Genomic DNA, 24,053 nt, shown 5'->3' with positions numbered 1-24,053 from the left:
CAGCTGCGCTAAAGTCGCCCCCTTTTTCCTGCCTGGGGGCGAAAAATGTTCATTGGATTCGATTACGGTACGGCTAACTGCTCGATTGCGGTCAGTGAAAAAGGCACACCACGACTGTTAACGCTGGAGAACGGTCAACGCCTGCTGCCATCGATGATCTGCTCCCCGACACGTGAAGCCGTTACGGAATGGCTTTATCGCCATCATCAGGTTGCCACGCCGGACCAGGAAAGCACGGCGCTGTTGCAACGGGCGCTGCGCTATAACCGTGAAGAAGATATCGATGTTCTCTCCGATAGCGTGCAGTTCGGTCTGACCGCGCTTCAGCACTATATGGTCGATCCGGAAGATGTCTGGTTCGTGAAGTCGCCGAAGTCCTTCCTGGGCGCGAGTGGGTTAAAACCCCAGCAGATCGCCTTCTTTGAAGATTTAGTGTGCGCCATGATGCTGCATATTCGTCAGCAGGGCGAAGCACAGCTTGACCAGTCAATTGAACAGGCGGTAATTGGCCGCCCGGTGAACTTTCAGGGACTGGGCAGCGAAGAGGCCAACGCGCAGGCGCAGGGCATCTTATTGCGTGCCGCTAAACGCGCGGGCTTTCGGGAGGTGGAGTTTCAGTTTGAGCCGGTCGCGGCGGGGCTGGACTTTGAAGCCACACTCGAAAAAGAAACCCGCGTGCTGGTCGTGGACATCGGTGGGGGAACCACCGACTGTTCGATGCTGTTGATGGGGCCGCAGTGGCGTCATCTGTCAGACCGGCGGGAAAGCCTGCTGGGCCATAGTGGCTGCCGCGTGGGCGGTAATGACCTGGATATTATGCTGGCGTTTAAAGCGTTGATGCCGTTGCTGGGCGCGGGCGGGAAGACACAAAAAGGCACGGCCTTACCTGCCCTGCCCTGGTGGAATGCCGTCGCCATCAACGATGTGCCTGCACAAAGCGATTTTTACAGTACCGCCTGCGGCAAACTGTTGCGCGATCTGGTACGGGATGCCGAAAATCCTGCCGCCGTGGCACACCTGTTAAAAGTCTGGCAACAAAAGCTGAGCTATCGTCTGGTGCGTACTGCGGAAGAGAGCAAAATCGCCCTCTCCGACCGCCCTGACTTCGCCGCCGCACTGGATTTTATCAGCGCGGATTTACAGGCCGATATCAGCGTGGCAACCCTGCAGGACGCGATCAGCCAGCCGCTGGAGAAGATCCTGGAACAGGTATATCTGGCGCTGGCGACCAGCCATATTAAGCCGGAAGTGATCTATCTGACGGGCGGTAGTGCACGTTCGCCTCTGCTGCGCGCTGCGCTGCAGCAGGCCCTGCCGGGTACACCGATTGCTGGCGGAGATGACTTTGCCTCAGTGACCGCTGGTCTGGCGCGCTGGGCTGAGGTGATGTTTGCCTGACAGCGGGGGGAGTCGAGTAAAGTGCAGCACTGGCGGCGGGTGAAATCGCCTGAAGGGGCATTTTGGCTTCGGCTCCCTTTCCTTCGTTTCCCTTTACCGCAAAGACGTCAGCCTGAGCTGTTTTGGGATGCTAACCCATTGTTATGATGTCGGCGGGTGAGATCGCCAGAAGAGGCACTTTGGCTTCGGCGGTCCTCGCGCCGCTCATGCGGTGCCTTCAGGTCGCTCAGCGCTGCGTAATGCCTCGCGGAAAATGCCCCTTCTGGCTTTGTCAGTTTGTGCGCGGGTAAAGCGACACAGTATGTGAGCCCGTGCTTTCTTTTGCGGTGAAGGCAAAACGAGTGCAGTGCCTGTCCTCAGAAAAAAGCCCTTCTGCCCTTTAATCCTGAGCGGGGTTAAAGCGGCACCATGCGTCAGCCGGTTCTGCCGCGTTAAGGATAGCGCCCGGTCCGGCAATGCACGTTACTGACGGACCCGGCGGTATCGAAGATGATGCTTATTCCTCTTCGCACCGCGTCCCCTTGCTCAGCGCTCAATGTCTCAGCAGGCATAACGTAAGGTTAAACGCTGACCTTCTTCATGCTGCGCACGGCTGCGTAAAGCGCTGGGTGATGAATGTGTCATCTTCCTGAAGGATAAGTTGTTTTTAATCCTGTATTTCCTGATCAGGCAGGATATGATCCGGCGCGCTGTTGTCAGCGTAGTCCGCCTTGTTTCACATCAAATCTGACTCTTTGCCAACGCCGTTTTTTCAAAAAACCGACATACTTACGGTGCGCTGACAGATATCCTTAATTCCTTCAAATTTTTACCCGCAGGGACGACTACAATTCGTGGTTTGCAGGCTAACGTTTACGCCCGCGTCCTGGAACGATATCGCTGGAGAGCAACAATAACAATGAACAACCGACATCCTGGAATGAAAAAAGGCCTGATTTTAGCGGTGGTTATTGCCGCTGCTGCAGGCGGTTACTACTGGTGGAAGCATCCAGCCCAACCCGCAGGCAACGAAACATCCAGCCAGTCAGAACACGGCAAAAGAGGCAACGGTGGACATAAACCGCTTGCGCCCGTGCAGGCTGCCAGCGCCGTGACAGAAAGTGTGCCGCAATACCTTAGCGGTTTGGGTACGGTGACCGCAGCCAATACCGTAACGGTACGCAGCCGGGTAGATGGTAACCTGGTGGCCATCCATTTCACGGAAGGCCAGCAGGTCAAAGCCGGCGATCTGCTGGCAGAGATCGATCCGCGTCCCTATCAGGTCGCCCTGATGCAGGCTCAAGGCCAGCTGGCGCGCGATCAGGCTACGCTTGCGAACGCCCGCCGTGATTTAGCCCGTTACCAGAAGCTGGCGAAAACCTCGCTGGTATCCCAGCAGGATCTGGATACGCAAAACGCGCTGGTCAGTGAAACCCTGGGCACGATTAAGGCCGACGAAGGCAGCGTTGCCAGCGCACAGCTGAACCTGACTTACAGCCGAATTACGTCCCCGATTGCGGGTCGCGTCGGCCTGAAGCAGGTTGATATTGGCAACTACATCACCAGCGGTGATACCAATGGTCTGGTGGTGATTACTCAGACGCATCCGGTGGATGTCGTCTTTAGCGTCGCCGAAAACAATATCAGCCAGATCATGCAGGCGCAGAAAAGTGGCGAACCGTTGCTGGTGGAAGCCTGGGACCGCAGCAATCAACACCTGATTGCGCGCGGAAAACTGCTCAGTCTGGATAACCAGATCGACGTCACGACAGGCACCATTAAAATCAAAGCGCGTTTTGATAATCAGGATGACCTGCTTTTCCCTAATCAGTTCGTCAACGCCCGGCTGAAGGTGAATACGTTGCAGGATGCCGTCGTGATTCCGGTAGCCGCGTTACAGATGGGCAACGAAGGCCACTTTGTCTGGGTGATTAACAGCGAAAATAAGGTGAGTAAGAAAACCGTGACCGCCGGTTTCCAGGACAGTCAGAAAGTGGTCATCAATGCCGGACTGAGCGCGGGCGACCGCGTGGTAACGGATGGCCTTGACCGCCTGACAGAGGGGGCAAAAGTGGAAGTGGTTGCAGCACAGAGCAGTGCAACTAAACAGAGCCGCGCCAGCTTGCCATCCAAGGGAGAGTCAGAGTAATGCAGGTTATGCCTCCTGACCACAGCGGAGGACCGTCACGCCAGTTTATTCTGCGCCCGGTCGCGACGACGTTACTGATGATTGCTATTCTGCTGGCGGGGATTCTGGGTTACCGCTTTTTGCCGGTGTCAGCGTTACCCGAAGTGGACTATCCGACCATTCAGGTTGTTACCCTGTATCCCGGTGCCAGTCCGGATGTGGTGACGTCGTCGATTACAGCGCCTCTTGAACGTCAGTTCGGTCAGATGTCCGGTCTTAAACAGATGGCCTCGCAAAGTTCTGGCGGCGCCTCGGTGGTGACACTGCAGTTCCAGCTCTCGCTGCCGCTCGATGTCGCAGAACAGGAAGTGCAGGCAGCGATTAACTCTGCCTCTAACCTGCTGCCCAGCGATTTGCCGAATCCGCCGGTTTACAGCAAAGTTAACCCGGCGGATCCGCCCATCATGACGCTCGCCGTCACCACCACCAGCATGCCCTTAACCCAGGTACAGGACATGGTGGAAACACGCGTCGCGCAGAAAATTTCCCAGGTGACCGGCGTCGGCCTGGTCACGTTGACCGGCGGCCAGCGTCCCGCTGTGCGCGTTAAGATGAACACCCAGGCATTAGCCTCTATGGGCCTGACCAGCGAAATGGTGCGTACGGCGATCACCAACGCCAACGTAAATTCCGCGAAAGGCAGTCTTGATGGTCCGACCCGCTCGGTTACGCTGTCAGCCAACGATCAGATGAAATCGGTCGAGGATTACCGCCAGCTGATCGTCAGTTATAAAAATGGCGCGCCAGTGCGGCTGGCCGATGTGGCTACGATTGAACAGGGTGCCGAAAACAGCTGGCTGGGTGCCTGGTCTAACCGTGAACCCGCCATCGTACTGAATGTGCAGCGCCAGCCGGGTGCCAATATTATTGCAACCGCCGACAATATTCGCGCCATGCTGCCCGGGCTGATTGCCAGCCTGCCCAAATCCGTCGATGTCAAACTGGTCACCGATCGCACCACCAATATCCGCGCGTCCGTCACCGATACGCAGCATGAGCTGATGCTAGCAATGGCGCTCGTGGTGATGATCATCTACCTGTTCTTGCGTAATGTGCCCGCGACCATCATTCCGGCCGTGGCTGTTCCGCTGTCGCTTATTGGCACCTTTGCGGCAATGTATTTCCTGGGCTTTTCCATCAATAATCTGACGCTGATGGCGCTGACCATCGCCACAGGCTTTGTGGTGGACGATGCCATCGTGGTGATTGAGAATATCTCGCGCTATATCGAAAAAGGGGAAAAGCCGATGACAGCGGCCCTGAAAGGGGCAGGCGAAATTGGCTTTACCATTATTTCGTTAACGTTTTCACTGATTGCGGTATTGATTCCGCTGCTGTTCATGGGCGACGTGATTGGTCGCCTGTTTCGCGAATTTGCGGTGACGCTGGCGGTGGCAATTCTGATCTCAGCGGTGGTCTCGCTCACCCTGACGCCGATGATGTGTGCCCGCATGCTGAGCGCCGAGTCACTGCGTAAGCAGAACCGCTTTTCCCGTGCCAGCGAAGCGATGTTCGATCGCATCATTGCCGTTTATGGTCGTGGGCTGCGCCGGGTGCTGAATCACCCCTGGCTGACGCTGTCCGTGGCGCTCGGCACGTTGCTGCTGACGGTTTTGCTGTGGATGGCCATTCCTAAAGGTTTCTTTCCGCAGCAGGACAACGGCATTATCCAGGGAACGCTGGAGGCACCGCAGTCGGTATCCTACGCCAGTATGGCGGAGCGGACACGCGATGTTGCCTCTGTGATTATGAAAGATCCGGCTGTGCAGAGTCTGACCTCGTTCGTGGGCGTGGACGGCACCAATCCGTCACTCAACAGCGCCCGGTTGCAGATTAACCTCAAACCGCTGGATATGCGCAGCGAGCGTATTCCGGAGATTCAGCAGCGGCTGCAAGCGCAGATCAGCAAAATTCCTGGCGTCACCTTGTGGTTGCAGGCGGTGCAGGACCTGACAATTGATACCCAGGCCAGCCGTACGCCGTATCAGTTTACTCTGCAGTCCGGTTCGCTGGATTCGCTCAGCACCTGGGTCCCTGCCCTGCTTAACGCCCTGCAGAAACACCCTGCGCTACGTGACGTCAGCAGTGACTGGCAGGACCAGGGGCTGGAAGCCTATATCAAAGTGGACCGTGACAGTGCCAGCCGGCTGGGCATCAGCATGGCGGACGTAGATAACGCGCTGTATGACGCCTTTGGTCAGCGGCTGATCTCCACGATTTATACCCAGGCGAATCAGTACCGCGTGGTGCTGGAACAGGACAACAGCACCATGCCGGGCCTGCAAAGCCTGGACGGTATTCGTCTGAACAGCACTGACGGTGGCAGCGTGCCGTTGAGCGCGATCGCCAGCATTGCCCAGCGCCATGCGCCTTTAACGATTAACCATCTGAGTCAGTTCCCCTCCGCCACCTTCTCTTTCAATGTGGCGAAGGGCTATTCGCTGGAAGATGCGACCAAAGCGATCAACCAGGCAGAGACGGAACTGGGGATGCCGTCAGAGGTGATGACGCAGTTCCAGGGCAGCACGCTGGCTTTCGAGGCTGCCCTGACCAGTACCGTCTGGCTGATTGTGGCGGCAGTCGTGGCGATGTATATCGTGCTCGGCGTGCTGTATGAGAGCTTTATCCATCCCATCACCATTCTCTCCACGTTGCCCACGGCGGGCGTCGGTGCGCTGCTGGCGCTGATGATAAGTGGGAATGAGCTGGATATTGTTGCCATCATCGGCATCATTCTGCTCATTGGTATTGTGAAAAAGAACGCCATTATGATGATCGACTTCGCGTTAGCGGCGGAACGTGAACAGGGCATGAAGCCCTATGATGCGATTTATCAGGCCTGCCTGCTGCGTTTCCGACCGATTCTGATGACGACGCTGGCCGCCCTGCTGGGTGCATTACCGCTGATGCTCAGCACTGGCGTAGGTGCAGAGCTGAGGCAGCCGCTGGGGATCGCCATGGTCGGCGGCCTGATTCTGAGCCAGATTCTGACGCTGTTTACCACGCCGGTAATCTACCTGCTGTTTGACCGCCTGGCGCATAACCTGCGTCGTCGCCTGGGTCAGACGGAGGCGCAGCCGTGAAGTTTTTTGCTTTGTTTATCCATCGTCCGGTCGCCACGACGCTACTGACGCTGGCCATTGCGCTGGCGGGCATTCTGGGCTTCCGCCTGCTGCCGGTGGCGCCGCTGCCGCAGGTGGATTTTCCGGTCATTATGGTGTCAGCGTCCCTGCCAGGAGCCTCGCCCGAAACGATGGCGTCTTCGGTCGCCACGCCGCTGGAGCGCTCGCTGGGCCGAATTGCAGGCGTCAGTGAAATGACCTCGACCAGTTCGCTGGGATCGACCCGCATTATTATGGTGTTCGATTTTAATCGTGATATTAACGGCGCGGCACGTGATGTACAGGCGGCCATTAACGCGGCGCAGAGCCTGCTCCCTACCGGCATGCCGTCGCGTCCGACCTACCGCAAAGCCAACCCGTCTGACGCGCCGATCATGATTATGACGCTGACGTCAGATCTGTACACGCCAGCCCAGCTTTATGATTATGCGTCGACACAGCTGGCACAGAAGCTGTCGCAGATTAATGGCGTGGGCGATGTCACCGTGGGCGGCAGCTCGCTGCCCGCAGTGCGCGTGGCGCTCAATCCGCAGGCGTTATTTAATCAGGGCGTGTCGCTGGATGCGGTGCGTCAGACCATCGCTAACGCTAACCAGCGCCGTCCGCAGGGCGCGCTGGAAGACGGGCAACAGCGCTGGCAGTTACGGACCAACGATGCATTACAAACTGCCCGGGAATACCAGCCGCTGATCGTGCAATACAACAACGGCGCGGCAGTACGGTTGTCCGATGTCGCCACCGTTGAGGACTCCGTGCAGGATGTGCGCAACGCCGGTATGTCGCGGGGCAAACCGGCCGTTTTGCTGGTGATTCGCAAAACGGCGGATGCGAACGTGATTGAGACGGTTGATCGTATTCGCGCTGAACTGCCCGAACTGCACGAAATCATCCCGACGGCGATCGATCTGCAGATTGCCCAGGATCGCTCACCCACCATCCGCGCGTCGCTCGAAGAAGTTGAACAGTCGCTAATTATCGCCGTTGGCCTGGTCATTCTGGTGGTGTTTGTTTTCCTGCGCTCAGGTCGCGCCACGCTGATTCCGGCGGCGGCCGTGCCGGTCTCGCTGATTGGCACCTTTGCCGCCATGTATTTGTGCGGCTTTAGCCTGAACAATCTGTCGTTGATGGCGCTGACCATCGCCACCGGCTTTGTCGTGGACGATGCCATTGTGGTGCTGGAAAACATTGCCCGTCATGTTGAATCGGGCATGAAACCGCTGGCCGCCGCGCTCAAAGGCGTGCGTGAAGTGGGCTTTACGGTGCTGTCGATGAGCCTGTCGCTGATCGCGGTCTTCCTGCCGCTGCTGATGACAGGCGGATTGATTGGCCGCTTCTTCGCAGAGTTTTCCATCACCCTGTCGGTTGCTATTCTGATCTCGCTGTTTGTGTCCATCACGCTGACGCCCATGATGTGTGCTTACCTGCTGAAACCCCATGCGCCGCGCAGTCAGCCGCGGCGACGGGGCATTGGCCGCCTGCTGCTGGCGGTACAACAGGGTTATGCCCGCTCTCTGAACGTCGTGCTGAACCATGCGCGCTGGGTCATCCTGTTGCTCGTGGGCACTGTCGCCCTGACGGTGTGGCTGTTCATCAGTATTCCTAAAACCTTTTTGCCCGAGCAGGATACCGGCCGCCTGTCCGGCTTTATTTCTGCCGACCAAAGCATTTCGTTTCAGGCGATGCGCGGTAAGTTGCAGGACTTCATGAAAATCGTGGGGGCCGATCCGGATGTCTCAAGCGTGGTGGGCTTTACCGGCGGCATGCGCACCAATATGGGCCTGATGTTTATCTCCCTGAAACCCTTGTCCGAACGCAAAGATAATGCACAGGCGGTGATTGCCCGCCTGCGTACCAAGCTGGCAAAGGAGCCCGGTGCCAACCTGTATCTTAATGCGGTGCAGGATATCCGGGTGGGCGGTCGCGAAGCCAACGCCAGCTATCAGTATTCTCTGTTAACAGACGATCTGGCTGCGCTGCGCACCTGGGAACCGAAAATTCGTCAGGCCTTTAGCGCCCTGCCGGAACTGGCCGACGTTAACTCCGATCAGCAGGATCAGGGCAGCGAAATGGCCCTGACGTATGACCGGGCCAGCATGGCGCGGCTGGGCATTAATGTTTCCGAAGCGAATGCGTTGCTCAACGATGCGTTTGGTCAGCGTCAGATTTCCACCATCTATCAGCCGCTGAACCAGTACAAGGTCGTCATGGAAGTGGATCCGCGCTATACCCAGGACATCAGTTCACTGGATCAGATGTTTGTGATTAACAGCGACGGCAAACCCATCCCGCTTTCCTGGTTCGCCAAATGGCAACCGGCCAACGCGCCGCTGTCGGTTAATCATCAGGGCTTGTCTGCCGCGTCAACCCTCTCCTTTAACCTGCCAGAAGGTGTGTCGCTTTCCCAGGCATCCGAGGCGATCGATCGCACTATGACGGCGCTTGGCGTACCGTCCAGCGTGCGCGGCAGCTTTGCCGGCACCGCACAGGCGTTCCAGCAATCGCAAAGCAGTCAACTCTGGTTGATGATGGCTGCGGTTGCGGCAGTTTATATCGTGCTGGGGATTCTCTACGAAAGCTATGTGCACCCGTTGACCATTCTTTCGACGCTGCCGTCTGCGGGCGTCGGTGCCCTGCTGGCGCTGGAGCTGTTTGATACGCCGTTCAGCCTGATTGCCTTGATCGGGATTCTGTTGTTGATCGGGATAGTAAAAAAGAACGCCATCATGATGGTCGACTTTGCGCTTGACGCAGAACGCAACGGCAACCTGAGTGCCCGCGAGGCGATTTTCCAGGCCTGCCTGTTACGCTTCCGCCCTATCCTGATGACCACGCTGGCGGCCCTGTTTGGCGCGTTACCGCTGGTGCTGACCAGCGGAGACGGCGCCGAGCTGCGTCAGCCGTTGGGCATCACCATTGCCGGCGGCTTGATCATGAGCCAGCTCCTCACGCTGTATACCACGCCGGTGGTGTACTTAATGATGGACAAACTGCGACGTAAAACGCGCACCCAGAGGATGAATGCCACTCAGCATTAAGGGGTAAATATCATGCAGAGCGTCACGGTCCGCTGGCAGTTGTGGATTGTTGCCTTTGGTTTTTTTATGCAGACGCTGGACACCACCATCGTCAACACGGCGATCCCGTCCATGGCGCACGATCTGGGCGTGAGCCCACTGCATATGCATTCGGTGATTGTGGCCTATGTGCTCACGGTGGCGGTGACGCTGCCGCTGAGCGGCTGGCTGGCGGACCGGTTTGGCGTGAGAAATATCTTTTTTAGCGCGATTGTGCTGTTCAGCGTGGGATCGCTGTTGTGCGGCCTGTCAGGCACGCTGAATCAGCTTATCATGGCGCGTGTGATTCAGGGGATTGGCGGGGCCATGATGGTGCCGGTAGGACGACTGACGGTAATGCGTATTGTACCGCGTGACCAGTATATGTCTGCGATGACCTTTGTCACCCTGCCCGGCCAGATTGGGCCGCTACTGGGGCCCGCACTGGGCGGTGTGCTGGTGGAATATGCCAGCTGGCACTGGATTTTCCTGATTAACATCCCGGTCGGCATCATCGGTGCCGTCGCCACGTTGAAGTTACTGCCGAACTACGCGATGCCGCCGCGACGCTTTGATTTTGTCGGGTTTGTCCTGCTGGCCGCCGGAATGGCTACGTTAACGCTGGCGCTTGACGGTCAACGCAGTAGCGGCGGCTCTGCCTTGTTACTGGCCGGGATGATCCTCATCGGCACCGGCTCTCTTCTGTTTTATCTGCTGCATGCGCGCCAAAACGACAGTGCGCTGTTCAGCCTGAAGCTGTTCGACAACCGCATTTTCTCCATTGGCTTACTCGGTAGTCTGACTGGCCGCATCGGCAGCGGCATGTTGCCCTTTATGACGCCGCTGTTCTTGCAAATCGGCATGGGCTTCAGCCCGTTTCATGCCGGCTTAATGATGATTGCCATGGTGCTGGGCAATATGGGCATGAAGCGTGTGGTTGTCAGCATTGTTAACCTGTTTGGCTATCGCAACGTGCTGGTGGGTTCAACCATAGGCCTGGCGCTGGTGGTCTTGCTGTTTCCACTGGTGGCGATGCTCGGCTGGATAGTCATGCTGCCGCTGGTGCTGTTTCTGCAAGGCATGGTGAATGCGATTCGCTTCTCTTCGATGAACACGCTGACGCTCAAGGATCTACCCGATGACCTGGCCTCCAGCGGCAACAGCCTGTTATCGATGATCATGCAGCTCTCAATGAGTATTGGCGTAACCGTGGCGGGCCTGCTGCTGGGCGCGTTTGGTCATGCAACGTTCGGGGAACAGGGTTTAAGCCATCAGGCGTTTATCTGTGTTTATCTCTGTATGGCGCTGATCATTATTCTGCCTGCGCTGGTGTTCTGGCGGGTTCCGAAAGAGATGAGTAAAAGCGTCGATCTGCGACGTCGGAGAAGTGAATGAGATCGTTCCTGCATTTTGGCATCGGTGCCAAATTATTCATGGCCATATTCTCCACCTGCATGCTGGTCCTGATTACCATGCACTGGGGCGTCCGGCTCAGCTTTGAACATGGCTTTGTCGACTATATTAAACGCGGGAATGAACAGCGGCTGAATTTGCTGGGTGCGGCGCTGGCCGATCAGTATGAACAGCATGGCGACTGGGATTTTCTGCGTAATAACGACCGGCTGATCTTCTCGATGCTGCGCTCGCTGGAGCAAAACCCGGACAGCAGTAACCAGTTACCGCCTCACGGCTGGCGCACCCAGTTCTGGGTACTCGATCAGCACTACAAAGTGATGGTCGGCCCGCGCTCACAGGTTCCCCCGGAAGGGATACGTCACGATATTACGCTCAGTAACGGTAAAGTCGTGGGCTGGATCATCAGCTCGCCGCCAGAGCGCCTGACGCGCAGCACAGATATCAATTTTGATCAGCAGCAGCGACGAACCAGCTGGTATATCGTGGGCCTCTCTACTCTGCTTGCCGCCCTGGTCACCTGGCTGATGGCGCGGGGCTTGCTGGCACCGGTGAAAAGACTGGTAGACGGTACGCATCATCTGGCGGCGGGGAATTTAGCCACACGGGTTAAGGTTGACAGCCAGGACGAACTGGGCCAGTTGGCCCATGACTTTAACCTGCTGGCCAGTTCGCTGGAGAAAAATGAAAGTATGCGTCGGGCCTTTATGGCCGACATCTCGCATGAACTGCGCACGCCACTGGCGATTTTGCGCGGTGAGCTGGAAGCCATGCAGGATGGTGTACGTAAACTCACGCCAGACGCGATTACCTCTCTGCAAAGCGAAGTGGCGCTGCTGACCAAGCTGGTGGATGATCTGCACCAGCTTTCGCTCTCTGACGTCGGCGCCCTGGCCTATCGCAAGCAGGCCACCGATTTGGTGCAGCTTATTGAGATCAGCGCAGGCAATTTTACCGAGCGCTACCGCAGCCATGATTTAACCCTGAAGCTCGACCTGCCGGATGACGCGCCGTTTTTTGGCGATCCTGACCGGCTGATGCAGTTGTTTATTAACCTGCTGGAAAACAGCCTGCGTTACACCGATGCCGGCGGCGACGTCCGGGTGCGGCTCTGGTATGACGCGCCCTACTGGCACGTCACCGTAGAGGACAGCGCGCCCGGCGTGGAAGGCGATCAACAGGCACAAATATTTGAGCGTTTTTTCCGCACAGAAGGTTCGCGCAATCGCGCCAGCGGCGGCTCTGGCCTGGGGCTGGCCATCTGTAAAAACATTGTTGATGCCCACGGTGGCAGCATCAGCGCCTCGCATGCGGATTTAGGTGGGCTGAAAATCGCGCTACAATTGCGTTATGTTCCTCCCGTTTAGAAGATTATGAACCAGGAAAACACTTACCCGCTAATCCTTGTGGTTGAAGATGAACCCAAGCTGGCACAGCTGATGATTGATTACCTTGAGGCTTCTAACTATCGCACGCATCATCTGGCGCACGGCAACGCGGTACTGGACTACGTTAAACAGACGCCGCCCGATCTTATCCTGCTGGATTTGATGCTGCCGGGTAAAGATGGCCTGACGCTGTGCCGTGAGATTCGTCGTGATTCCGACTTGCCGATTATTATGGTGACCGCGCGCACAGAAGAAATCGATCGCCTGCTGGGCCTGGAGATTGGTGCGGATGACTATATCTGCAAGCCATTCAGCCCACGCGAAGTGGTAGCGCGGGTCAAAACCATTTTGCGCCGGGTGAAGCGATCTCCCGAAGAAGCGCCCGTCGCGTCTTTGCTGAAAGTTCATGAAAGCCGCTTTCAGGCCAGCTGGCGTGATGAGCCGCTGGATTTAACGCCCGCTGAATTTCGTCTGCTGAAAACGCTGTCCCTTGAACCGGGAAAAGTCTTCTCACGTGAACAGTTGTTAAACCATCTCTACGACGATTACCGGGTTGTCACCGACCGAACCATTGACAGCCATATCAAGAACCTGCGCAGGAAACTGGAAAGCCTGGACAGCGAACAACCCTTTATCCGCGCGGTATATGGCATGGGCTATCGCTGGGAAGCCGATGTCTGCCAGTTGATTTAGATTGACCCAGATCAATTTACTTCCGTTTTCACCCTGCCTACAATTCCGCACCTTTTGCAGGGTTTCCCCCTGCACATGTCGCCCAGGCGACATGCTGACCTGACATCAGTGAGCACATCATGAAACCCGAATTACTTTCCCCCGCCGGAACGCTGAAAAACATGCGTTACGCGTTTGCCTATGGGGCCGATGCCGTCTATGCCGGCCAGCCGCGCTACAGCCTGCGGGTACGCAATAACGAATTCAGCCATGAAAACCTGGCGAAAGGCATTAACGAAGCCCACGCGCTGGGTAAAAAATTTTATGTGGTGGTGAACATCGCCCCGCATAACGCCAAGCTGAAAACCTTTATCCGCGACTTAACGCCGGTAATTGAGATGCAGCCCGACGCGTTAATCATGTCCGATCCTGGGCTGATCATGCTGGTGCGCGAGGCGTTTCCGGCCATGCCCATCCACTTATCTGTGCAGGCTAACGCCGTAAACTGGGCAACGGTGAAATTCTGGCAGCAAATGGGCTTAAGCCGGGTGATTTTATCCCGCGAGCTGTCGCTGGAGGAGATCGCCGATATTCGCGAGCAGGTGCCGGACATGGAGCTGGAAGTGTTTGTGCACGGCGCACTGTGTATGGCGTACTCCGGGCGCTGTCTGCTGTCGGGCTACATGAATAAACGCGATCCTAACCAGGGAACCTGCACCAACGCCTGCCGCTGGGAATATCAGTTGCAGGAAGCCAGACAAGATGACGTCGGCAACATTGTTGAAATTCATCAGCCAGTCAGCGTGCAGGACGTGACGCCCACATTGGGCATTGGGCAACCCAGCGACAAGGTGTTTTTGCTGGAGGAGAAAATGAAACCCGGCGAAATGATGAGCGCCTTTGAAGATGAACACGGCACCTACATCATGAACTCGAAAGATCTGCGTGCCGTGGCGCACGTCGAGCGCCTGAGCCAGATGGGCGTTCACTCGCTGAAAATCGAAGGTCGCACCAAATCCTATTATTACTGCGCCCGCACCGCACAGGTTTATCGCAAAGCCATTGACGATGCGGCGGCAGGTAAACCGTTTGATTCTGCCCTGCTGGAAACCCTGGAAGGCCTGGCGCATCGCGGCTATACCGAAGGTTTTTTGCGTCGTCACACCCACGACAGCTACCAGAATTACCAGACCGGCTACTCTGTCTCAGAGCGCCAGCAGTTCGTCGGGGAGTTTAGCGGTGAACAGCGCGAGGGCTGGGCGGAAGTACGGGTAAAGAATAAATTTGTTCTGCATGACAGCCTGGAGATCATGACGCCGTCCGGTAACCTGATCTGCACCCTTGATGCCCTGCAAAACAGCCGTGGAGAACCGACAGAGGTGGCCCCGGGAGACGGGCATCGCGTCTGGATGAAAGTGCCGCCGGAGGTAGATCTGCGGTTTGCCTTGCTGCTGCGTAACTTTGCGCCAGGCCAGAACACTCAGGATCCGCATGCCGCTCACGCCACGGCCTGACAAAATTTGACAAAAGCAAGAACAGGATCACAGACGGCTCGGTTTTACTGAACTATAGTGCTGCCTGCTACCAATGAGTAACAATTATCAGCAGCAGTAACTGGATCCACCTCATTCACCCGCCCGGCTCCCCCGTGCGGGTTTTCTTTTTTCTCCCTTTCGCCAATCATTTTTCTCTTCCGGCTATGCTATAACCACTAACTACGCTTTCGATCTCCAAGGAACAGATAATGGACAAACAATCGCTTACGCTGCTAATCCTGAATGGTAAAGGCGCAGGTAATGACGATCTCCGTGAAGCGATCACGAAGCTGCGCGCCGAGGGCTTTAACATAGCCGTGCGCGTGACGTATGAAAAAGGAGACGGTGAGCGTTACGTGGAAGAAGCCCTTGAACTGCAGGCGGAAACCGTGGTGGCGGGCGGCGGTGACGGCACCGTCAACGAAATCGCTACCGCACTGGCGTCGGTCAACGCGGATGAGCGCCCGGTTCTGGGGATTCTGCCGCTGGGCACAGCGAACGATTTTGCCACCAGCGTCGGCATTCCTGAAGAGATTGAGCACGCCTTGCGCCTGGCTATCCAGGGTAAAGCCTGTGATATCGACCTCGCCCGCGTTAACCAGCATCACTATTTTATTAATATGGCGACCGGAGGATTTGGCACGCGCATTACGACCGAGACGCCGGAAAAACTCAAATCCGCGCTGGGCGGCGTGTCCTATTTTATTCATGGGTTGATGCGCATGGACACGCTAAAACCGGACAGTTGTGAAATTACCGGGCCCGGTTTTAACTGGCAGGGCGATGCGCTGGTCATCGGCATCGGCAACGGTCGTCAGGCCGGAGGCGGTCAGCGTTTATGCCCGTCGGCGTTGATTAACGATGGCCTGCTGGACGTCAGCATTGTTACCGCGCAGGAGTTGCTGCCTACCCTGCTGCATTCCCTGACCGGCGATGAAGAGAATCCCGGCATTATTTCCACGCGCTTATCGTCCCTGACGATTCGCTCACCGCATGAAATGACCTTTAACCTGGATGGCGAACCGCTGACAGGCCAGTCATTTACCATCGATATCATGCCGGGCGCGTTAAGCTGCCGCCTGCCGCCGCAGTGTGCCCTGCTGAGTTAATTCTCACGGGAGCCCCGGCTCCCGGCCTTAATGTAAACAGTTCGTGATTACATTCACAATTCCGCTACTTCAACTTGTATGGTAGTAGCGAGACGCGTAATTTTTCATCCTTAATGCCAGCATGGCCTGCCGTCCGTCTGCCACAAGGATGCTTTATGCTACACATCGATCACCTTCCTGCGGATGTTCATCTGCCCGCCTATGACCGTCGCCAGCTTAAAACCCGTATAGTGCATATCGGCTTTGGTGCCTTTCATCGCGCCCACCAGGCCTTGTGCACGGATAAACTGGCCGAACAGGGTAGCGACTGGGGAATCTGCGAGGTTAACCTTAACAGCGGCGAGCTGATTCAGGCACTCCGCCAGCAGGACTTTCTCTATACGTTGACCGAAAAAAGTGACGACGCCGTGAAAACCCGGGTCATTGGGGTGGTTACCGCGGCACTGCACGGCAAAACGGACGGCATTGATGCCGTGATTACGGCCCTGTGCCAGCCGGACGTGGCGATTGTGTCGATGACCGTGACGGAAAAAGGCTATTGTCACCTGCCCGCCAGCGGCAATCTCGATCTGCAACATGCGGATATCGTGCATGACCTGGCGCACCCCGCACAGACCCGCTCGCTGCCCGGATTGATTGTCGCCGCCATCCGCCGTCGACGCGATCTGGGTTTAGCGCCTTTCAGCGTGATGTCCTGCGATAACATGCCTGAAAATGGCCACGTCACACGGAATGTGGTGACGCAGCTCGCCCGGCAGCATGATGCGTCGCTGGCGGACTATATTCAGCACAACATCACCTTTCCCTCCACCATGGTAGATCGCATTGTTCCGGCGATGAATGAGGCCGCCTTTGACGCGTTACGTGCCCGTATTGGTTCGTCCGATCCGGTGGCCGTTGAGGCTGAACCCTTCTTTCAGTGGGTGATTGAAGACCATTTTGTCAGTGGCCGACCTGACTGGGACAAGGCCGGTGCCGAACTGGTGGAGGATGTGCTGCCGTTTGAGCAAATGAAGTTGCGCATGCTCAATGGCAGCCACTCCTTTCTGGCGTACCTTGGTTACCTTGCGGGTTATGAACACATCAGCGATTGTATGGCTGACGACGCGTTCCGGGCGGCTGCACGTGCGCTGATGGTTAACGAACAGGCACCGACGTTAACCACGCAGGGCGTGGATTTACCGGCTTACGCCGACGCCTTAATCGCTCGCTTTGCCAACCGCGCTATCAGACACCGCACCTACCAGATTGCGACCGATGGCACCCAGAAACTGCCACAACGCTTTCTCGACAGCGTGCGCTGGCATCTCGCTAACGGCACACCCTGCCCGCTGCTGTTACTGGGCATTGCCGCCTGGATGCGCTATGTCGCTGCGGTCGATGAAAAAGGCGAACCTATAGCGATCCGCGACCCACTTAAAGCGCAGCTGGCCACCTGTGTGGCAGAAAGCGCGGAAGGTCAGGAGCGGGTGCGGGCCTTACTGGGCCTGAAAACCGTTTTCGGCGAGGATCTGGCGGATAATACAGCCTTTGTTGACGCGCTCTCCGCCTGCTATATACAGTTGACGAAAGTGGGGGCACGGGCGGCCGTGCAACAGGCCATCGCACAGGGCTAAGGCGTTTTAACGCGCGGGCGAAATCGGGTTAATGTTAACAGGGACAGAACATGACACTTTCCTACACCATCACGACAAGTGAACCGGTCAATCAGCAGATTTACCGTTATCTACGCAAAGATATCGTCACCTGCGTCATTCAGCCGGGCGCTTTGCTGTCGGAAAAAGAGGTTTCCGCCCGTTTTCATCTCTCTCGCCAGCCGGTACGTGAGGCGTTCATTAAGCTGGCAGAAGCCGGTCTGGTACAAATCCTTCCACAGCGCGGCACCTTTGTGCGTAAGATTTCAGCGAAGCAGGTTGAAGATGGACGCTTTATCCGGGAAGCGGTAGAACTGGCCGTAATACGCCGCGCAGCGCGGGAAACAAGCCAGCGCGGACTGATGGCGCTGGAGCATAATCTGCAGCTCCAGCGCATCACTGCCGCCCGGGGCGACAGCCAGATGTTTCTCAGCCTGGACGATGAATTCCATCGTCTGATTGCCGAGAGCATCGACTGTATGCTGGCATGGGAAACCATTGAAAACATCAAGGCGACGATGGACCGGGTGCGATATCTCACCCTGAATCAGGTCGCGCCCGCTGAAACACTGATCGAACAACATGAAGCCGTTTTTGCCGCCCTGAAAGCGCGCGATGCGGACCAGGCAGAAACCGCCCTGCGTCACCATCTGCAGGCAATGATGTTTTCGCTCGCGCCCGTGATCAGGCAAAACCGTGACTGGTTCGAGGCTGAGTAGCGCGCCGTACAATCGCTGAGCGAAGCCGTTACCACCACTGATGAAAATGATGCACAGGTCCAGTCCCGTGGCCCACCTCCAGCGAATCGGCTGTCAGCAGGGCCTGTTGTAGCCAGGTTTTGGCTTCATTAACCGTCTCCGCCCAGTCACTGTGCCGTGGGCGCAGGGCCGCCAGCGCAGCAGACAGCGTACAACCGGTACCGTGCGTATGGCGCGTCTTCACCCGAGGCGTGCTGAACCGTTGCCGCCCCGCTGGCGTGATCAGCCAGTCAGGACTTTCGCCATGATCCAGATGTCCGCCCTTCATCAGCACGGCCTGACAACCCAGCGCCAGAAGGGCATCGCCCTGCGTCAGCATCTCGTTCTCATTGCTGGCCATACGGCATTCGAGCAGCGCGGCGGCTTCGGGCAGATTAGGTGTGATCAGTGACACCTGTGGCAACAGGCGCTCGCGGACACAGGCAATGGCATCAGGACTCAGTAAGGCATCGCCGCTCTTGGCCACCATCACCGTGTCCAGCACCACAAACGGGATTGCCCGGCGCTGCAAGCCAACCGCCACCCGCTCCACGATCGCCGCGTCGGACAGCATGCCAATTTTTGCACTGTCGATGCGCACGTCATCAAGAACGGAATCCAGCTGTGCGCTGACAAAATCAGGATCAATACGGTACACCGACTGTACGCCACAGGTATTTTGCGCCACCAGGGCCGTAATCACGCTGGTGCCGTAAGCGCCCAGTGCGGAGAAGGTTTTCAGGTCGGCCTGAATCCCGGCACCGCCGCTGGGATCGGTACCGGCAATCGTTAAAGCATTGATGCGTTTCACAAGGCGGCCTCCAGTGTCCAGAGCGCGTCCAGAAACGCCGGTGCAAAGCTGCCCGGCCCGGTTGATGCCTGTGCGGCTTTCTCTCCGGCCAGTGCCATCACCCGACAGGCGCTGGCGATATTCACCAGTCTGTCACCCGGCAGGCTGGCAAAGGCGGCGACGACCGCAGACAGTGCACAGCCGGTACCGACCACCCGCGTCATTAAGGGCGATCCGCCGACGATCGACAGGGTACGCATCCCGTCGGTGGCATAATCCACCTCGCCAGTGACCACCACACAGGTCTGATACTCCCGCGCCAGTTGTTGGGCGGCCAGCAGGGCGCTTTCGGCGGCGTGCAGACTGTCCACGCCACGTCCGCCGTCAGCCTGCTGGGCCAGCGCCAGAATCTCGGAAGCATTGCCGCGAATCACGGCAGGCGACTGCATCAGCACCTGCTGGCAAAACCGGGTACGCAACGTCAGTGCGCCCACCGCTACCGGGTCCAGCGTCCAGGGCGTGCCTGCCAGATTAGCCGCCTCGATTGCCGCGGCCATGGCCAGCTGGCGTTCGTGCGTTAATGTGCCGACATTGATTAACAGTGCATCCGCGATACCGCTGAACTGCGGCGCTTCCTCGCGATCGATGACCATGGCAGGTGACGCGTTCAGAGCAAGCAGGACATTAGCCGTGAGCATTTGCACCACATCATTGGTCATGCAGTGCACGAGCGGTGACTGACGGCGAAACTGTTGCAGGAGGGGCGCGCATTGCGCATCAGAAAGATGGTGCGGTTGATGTGTCATCAGAACTCCCAACCGGCGGACAAGAAGGCGAATGCGGTCAGGCATCAGACTTCCCTACGCTGGCATTATCCAGATCAGGTAATACGGGTTTTTCTCAGCCTTCACAAAGAAGGGCACCCCGAGTCGTGTTACGCAAAGAAGAATAAGTAAGCCCCTAAATTTAAGCAAGGTGCTTATTCTTTTTTCAACCTGGCGGGCGAGACTTTTACATGATCCCGATCAACTCCCCACCGCACGAAAAAAGGCTTAATGCTGCGGGCTTAAAATTTGCACGTCAGAGCAGTAAAGGTATTTACGCGAGTAAATTATATCCTTCACCATTATCAGAATGCCCAGCAATAACAAACACCTGCCTACAACATCGCAACAATAAATCTTCATATCACGTAGTTAAAAATTACCAGAACACTTCATACTTGACAGGAAGCATGATGCGATTTTTAGCGCTTATCCCTCATCGTCACCGATGGACTGACATCACCATTACCCGTCAGGGTGCCCTTTCTCCTTCTGGCCGACACTATTATTCCACTTATCTTTCTGCCCGTTGTCAGCGTTGCGATGCGGTTATCCATCGGGTGTATTATCGCGATATCAGTGATGACCAGGCGCGCCGCTGGCTAGGGTAAATTCGCGGGTCGGGTACACGTTTTGCCAGGTTACGCGGCCGACGCAATTTGGTAGTCTTGCCCTTACTGAGTCACTGGACTGCTTACGCTTATGCCCTTCCTGCTGGATACATTAGGACACCAGATTTACCTGTCAGCCCCGCTGTTTATTCTTATTTTCCTGGGTTATTGCCTGACGAAATGGGGCAAATGGCCGCTGAGCATCAGCGAAGGCATGAACCGGTTTGTCTTTAACGTTGCCCTGCCCTGCATGCTGTTTCGCATCATGAGTGACTTTTACAACAGTCCCGCAGTCGATGTGCGCCTGCTTCTGGCATTCTTTGGCAGTTGTCTGCTGGTGTTTATCGTGGGCCGAATCCTTGCCTCGCGTCTGTTTCATCTGGATGGCGTGGCCGGTTCGGTCTTTGCCCTGGGCGGGGTCTTTTCAAATAACGTTATGCTGGGTATTCCGGTCGCTACCGTCCTGCTGGGCCCCGGTGCCTTGCCATCGGTTGCGCTGGTGCTGGTGTTTAACAGTCTGATCCTCTGGACATTACTCACCGTCTCGGTGGAATGGTCGAAACAGGGCAGTTTTTCCCTTCAGGGCTTTAAGCGCACCTTGATTAGCGTGCTCAGGAATCCGTTAATTATTGGCATCTTATCAGGCACCGCCTGGAGCCTGTTGCAGCGGCCGCTTCCCGCCATCGCCGCTGAACCGCTGCGCATGCTGGCGTCCATCGCCGCACCCTTATCGTTGGTCACTCTCGGCATGAGCCTGGCGCACTATCGGGTGCGGGAAGGCTTGAAAGAGAGTTACACGATTTGTGCGTTGAAACTGATTCTGCAGCCGCTGTGTGTCTGGGCGATCGCCTGGCTGACGGGTCTGCCTGCGCTGGAAAGTAAAGTGGTAGTGCTGCTGGGGTCGATGGCGGTCGGTGTGAATGTCTACCTGATGTCGCAGAAATTTAACGTGATTACCGGCCCCACGGCCGCCAGTATGCTGCTTTCCACCCTTTTTGCCGCGATAACCACGCCGCTGTGGATGATGTTAATGACGCTGGCCGGATATTAAAAAGCCCTGTAACACAGGTTACAGGGCTGGCTTTTGCACCGAAAAACTTAGTGTGCAGGTTGGGTGCGAATCAGGTAATCAAAAGCGCTCAGCGAGGCTTTTGCCCCTTCACCGCTGGCAATGATGATTTGCTTGTAAGGCACCGTGGTGCAGTCGCCTGCTGCGAAAACGCCTTTCAGGCTGGTTTCGCATTTTGCATCGATGATGATTTCACCCATCTTGTTGCGCTCAACCGCCCCTTCCAGCCAGGTGGTGTTAGGGAGCAGGCCAATCTGAACAAAAATGCCTGACAGCGCCAGTTCATGGGTTGTCTGGTTGGTGCGATCCAGATATTGCAGGCCGGTAACTTTGCTGCCGTCGCCTTTCACTTCGGTGGTTTGTGCATTCAGGATCACATCCACGTTTTTCAGGCTGCGCAGTTTGTCCTGCAGCACTTTGTCTGCACGCATTTCGCTGGCGAATTCCAGCAATGTGACGTGTTCAACAATACCAGCCAGATCGATAGCCGCTTCCACGCCGGAGTTACCGCCACCGATGACGGCAGTGCGTTTACCTTTGAACAGCGGACCGTCACAGTGCGGGCAATAGGTCACACCTTTAGTACGGTACTGCTCTTCCCCCGGTACGCCCATGTTGCGCCAGCGCGCGCCGGTCGCCAGGATGATGCTACGGGATTTCAGTACGGCACCTGACGCCGTTTCAATGGCGTGCAGGCCGCCTTTCGCCGCAGACGGAATCAGTTTAATCGCGCTCTGACTGTCAATCACATCAACACTGTAATCGTCAACGTGGGCACGCAATGCGCCAGCCAGTTTGGCCCCTTCCGTTTTCTGCACGGAAATGTAGTTTTCGATATCAACGGTATCCAGTACCTGTCCGCCGAAACGCTCACCCATCAGGGCGGTGCGGATGCCTTTACGGGCAGAATAGATGGCGGCCGCTGCGCCAGCGGGACCGCTGCCAATAATCAGCACATCATAGGCTTCGCGTTTATTCAGCGCTTCTGCTGCGCGCTTGTCAGCATTGGTGTCGACTTTACTGACGATCTCCGCCAGGCTCATGCGGCCCTGACCAAACTCTTTGCCGTTCAGGAAAACCGCCGGCACGCCCATGACATTCCGTTCCTGAATTTCGTTCTGGAACAGGCCACCGTCAATCGCGGTGTGGCTGATGCGCGGGTTCAGGACCGCCATCAGGTTCAGAGCCTGTACCACATCCGGACAGTTGTGGCAGGACAGCGAATAATAGGTTTCGAAATGGAAATCCCCATCCAGCGCCGCAATCTGATCAAGCAGATTTTGTGCTTCTTTGGACGGGTGCCCACCGGTCTGTAACAGCGCCAGCACCAGTGAGGTAAATTCATGACCCAGCGGCGAACCCGCAAAACGTGGGCCGTGATCCGCACCAGGGTTAGTGATTAAAAATGAGGGTTTACGCACCTGACGATCGTTCTCTTCACGAAAGCTGACCTTGTCAGACAGGCTCGCGATATCGACCAACAGATTGCGAATCTCGGTTGATTTTGCGCCATCATCCAGCGTTGCAATCAACTCCACAGGCTTGGTGAGTTTCTCAAGATAAGCTTTGAGCTGCGTTTTTAAATTGGTATCAAGCATAGTGAGTTCCTGGTCAAAAAATCGGGTGCCGAAGCACCCGATGAGAAAATGATCGACGTTGCGATGCGGAAATTAGATTTTGCCAACCAGGTCCAGCGAAGGCGCCAGAGTCGCATCACCTTCTTTCCATTTGGCCGGGCACACTTCACCAGGGTGAGAAGCCACGTACTGCGCCGCTTTCACTTTGCGCAGCAGGTCAGACGCATCACGGCCAATACCTTCAGCAGTGATTTCTACAGCCTGGATAACACCCTGTGGATCAACGATGAATGTACCACGGTCAGCCAGACCTTCATCTTCGCGCATGATGTCGAAGTTGCGGGTCAGCGCGCCAGTTGGGTCACCGATCATCGCATATTTGATTTTTGCGATGGTGTCAGAAGATCCGTGCCAGGCTTTGTGGGTAAAGTGGGTATCAGTAGACACTGAGTAGATGTCCACGCCCAGTTTCTGGAACTCTTCATAGTGATCCGCGACGTCGCCCAGTTCGGTTGGGCAAACAAAGGTGAAGTCAGCCGGATAAAAGAAGAAAACACTCCATTTACCTTCAACGTCTTTCTCGGTTACTTCGATAAACTGGCCGTCTTTAAATGCACTGTTTTTGAACGGCTTAATTTTGGTGTTGATAATGGACATGTGATGGCCTCCTTTAAAATATGTGATGCAGCTTACAAATTTTCCGGGCCAACATCTAATAAGCCCTCGTTATCAATAAAATAAACGAAAGCTATCAAACGCCGATCGCGTTGATCGTTAAGGGAAAAAACCGCTTTTCTTACCTTCATTTACCCGCAAAAAGATATATTGCGTGCTTCCAGGCAATAACCCCTGTGCGTTAACTGAAGGCCGTTTGCTGTTTTCCCATAAGGCACCGTCGGGCAGTGTACAAGGAAAGTGATGACATTTGTTCTGCTTTTACTTTTTTGAGAATCC

17 protein-coding genes and 1 riboswitch are annotated in these 24,053 nt (G+C 56.3%); of the genes, 13 read left to right on the top strand and 4 right to left on the bottom strand.

The features are described 5' to 3' along the window. Positions 1 to 45: 45 nt before the first annotated feature. The 11 genes from yegD (at position 46) to C1N58_RS04665 (ending at position 18,210) form a co-directional block, all read left to right on the top strand. Positions 46 to 1,398 (top strand): molecular chaperone, encoded by a 1,353-nt coding sequence (gene yegD / locus C1N58_RS04715; protein ID WP_054633467.1) that lies wholly within the window; start codon positions 46 to 48, stop codon positions 1,396 to 1,398. Between the two features lie 898 nt (positions 1,399 to 2,296). Further along, on the top strand, positions 2,297 to 3,526 hold the full coding sequence (locus tag C1N58_RS04710; RefSeq protein WP_039338138.1) for an MdtA/MuxA family multidrug efflux RND transporter periplasmic adaptor subunit: 1,230 nt from the start codon (positions 2,297 to 2,299) through the stop codon (positions 3,524 to 3,526). Beyond that, entirely contained in the window at positions 3,526 to 6,648 is a 3,123-nt protein-coding gene (locus C1N58_RS04705; RefSeq protein WP_110268221.1) for an MdtB/MuxB family multidrug efflux RND transporter permease subunit, read from the top strand. Before C1N58_RS04710 ends, C1N58_RS04705 begins: the two co-directional genes overlap by 1 nt. Next, positions 6,645 to 9,722, top strand: a complete 3,078-nt coding sequence (gene mdtC / locus C1N58_RS04700; protein ID WP_054633465.1) for a multidrug efflux RND transporter permease subunit MdtC — start codon at positions 6,645 to 6,647, stop codon at positions 9,720 to 9,722. The genes C1N58_RS04705 and mdtC overlap by 4 nt, the downstream gene beginning before the upstream one ends. Positions 9,723 to 9,734: 12 nt before the next feature. Next, positions 9,735 to 11,135, top strand: coding sequence for a multidrug transporter subunit MdtD (gene mdtD, locus C1N58_RS04695; protein WP_054633464.1), 1,401 nt, complete (start codon positions 9,735 to 9,737; stop codon positions 11,133 to 11,135). Then, positions 11,132 to 12,520 carry an envelope stress sensor histidine kinase BaeS gene (gene baeS, locus C1N58_RS04690; RefSeq protein WP_283786124.1) on the top strand — a complete coding sequence of 463 codons (1,389 nt, stop codon included), beginning with the start codon at positions 11,132 to 11,134 and terminating at the stop codon, positions 12,518 to 12,520. The genes mdtD and baeS overlap by 4 nt, the downstream gene beginning before the upstream one ends. Positions 12,521 to 12,526: 6 nt before the next feature. Beyond that, complete coding sequence (baeR, locus tag C1N58_RS04685) at positions 12,527 to 13,234, top strand: envelope stress response regulator BaeR (protein WP_033740518.1); 708 nt, start codon at positions 12,527 to 12,529, stop codon at positions 13,232 to 13,234. A 116-nt stretch (positions 13,235 to 13,350) separates the two neighbouring features. Further along, on the top strand, positions 13,351 to 14,727 hold the full coding sequence (gene yegQ / locus C1N58_RS04680; protein ID WP_033740520.1) for a prephenate-dependent tRNA uridine(34) hydroxylase TrhP: 1,377 nt from the start codon (positions 13,351 to 13,353) through the stop codon (positions 14,725 to 14,727). Between the two features lie 230 nt (positions 14,728 to 14,957). Continuing rightward, positions 14,958 to 15,857, top strand: coding sequence for a lipid kinase YegS (yegS, locus tag C1N58_RS04675; protein ID WP_054633462.1), 900 nt, complete (start codon positions 14,958 to 14,960; stop codon positions 15,855 to 15,857). A gap of 155 nt (positions 15,858 to 16,012) precedes the next feature. Next, entirely contained in the window at positions 16,013 to 17,473 is a 1,461-nt protein-coding gene (locus tag C1N58_RS04670) for a mannitol dehydrogenase family protein (RefSeq protein ID WP_054633461.1), read from the top strand. Between the two features lie 50 nt (positions 17,474 to 17,523). Further along, positions 17,524 to 18,210: a GntR family transcriptional regulator gene (locus C1N58_RS04665; protein WP_039338144.1), complete on the top strand. Its 687-nt coding sequence runs from the start codon at positions 17,524 to 17,526 to the stop codon at positions 18,208 to 18,210. Between the two features lie 28 nt (positions 18,211 to 18,238). On the opposite strand, the gene thiD is transcribed toward C1N58_RS04665, so the two are convergent. Continuing rightward, entirely contained in the window at positions 18,239 to 19,039 is an 801-nt protein-coding gene (thiD, locus tag C1N58_RS04660) for a bifunctional hydroxymethylpyrimidine kinase/phosphomethylpyrimidine kinase (RefSeq protein ID WP_054633460.1), read from the bottom strand. Beyond that, on the bottom strand, positions 19,036 to 19,824 hold the full coding sequence (gene thiM, locus C1N58_RS04655) for a hydroxyethylthiazole kinase (RefSeq protein WP_155489639.1): 789 nt from the start codon (positions 19,822 to 19,824) through the stop codon (positions 19,036 to 19,038). The genes thiD and thiM overlap by 4 nt, the downstream gene beginning before the upstream one ends. Positions 19,825 to 19,858: 34 nt before the next feature. Further along, positions 19,859 to 19,955: riboswitch (TPP riboswitch) on the bottom strand. A 300-nt stretch (positions 19,956 to 20,255) separates the two neighbouring features. Between thiM and C1N58_RS04650 the strand changes: the two genes are divergently transcribed. Further along, positions 20,256 to 20,453 (top strand): hypothetical protein, encoded by a 198-nt coding sequence (locus C1N58_RS04650; RefSeq protein WP_006119907.1) that lies wholly within the window; start codon positions 20,256 to 20,258, stop codon positions 20,451 to 20,453. 91 nt (positions 20,454 to 20,544) lie between these two features. Then, complete coding sequence (locus C1N58_RS04645; RefSeq protein ID WP_033740536.1) at positions 20,545 to 21,504, top strand: AEC family transporter; 960 nt, start codon at positions 20,545 to 20,547, stop codon at positions 21,502 to 21,504. 47 nt (positions 21,505 to 21,551) lie between these two features. On the opposite strand, the gene ahpF is transcribed toward C1N58_RS04645, so the two are convergent. Together ahpF and ahpC are read right to left on the bottom strand one after the other, a co-directional pair. Further along, positions 21,552 to 23,120, bottom strand: a complete 1,569-nt coding sequence (ahpF, locus tag C1N58_RS04640; RefSeq protein WP_039338149.1) for an alkyl hydroperoxide reductase subunit F — start codon at positions 23,118 to 23,120, stop codon at positions 21,552 to 21,554. 72 nt (positions 23,121 to 23,192) lie between these two features. Next, positions 23,193 to 23,756 (bottom strand): alkyl hydroperoxide reductase subunit C, encoded by a 564-nt coding sequence (gene ahpC / locus C1N58_RS04635; protein WP_033740540.1) that lies wholly within the window; start codon positions 23,754 to 23,756, stop codon positions 23,193 to 23,195. Positions 23,757 to 24,053 lie beyond the last annotated feature (297 nt).

The organism is Pantoea sp. SGAir0180, assembly GCF_043546245.1.
Note: the sequence above shows the minus strand (reverse complement) of the source record. Positions and strands in the feature narration are given on the sequence as shown.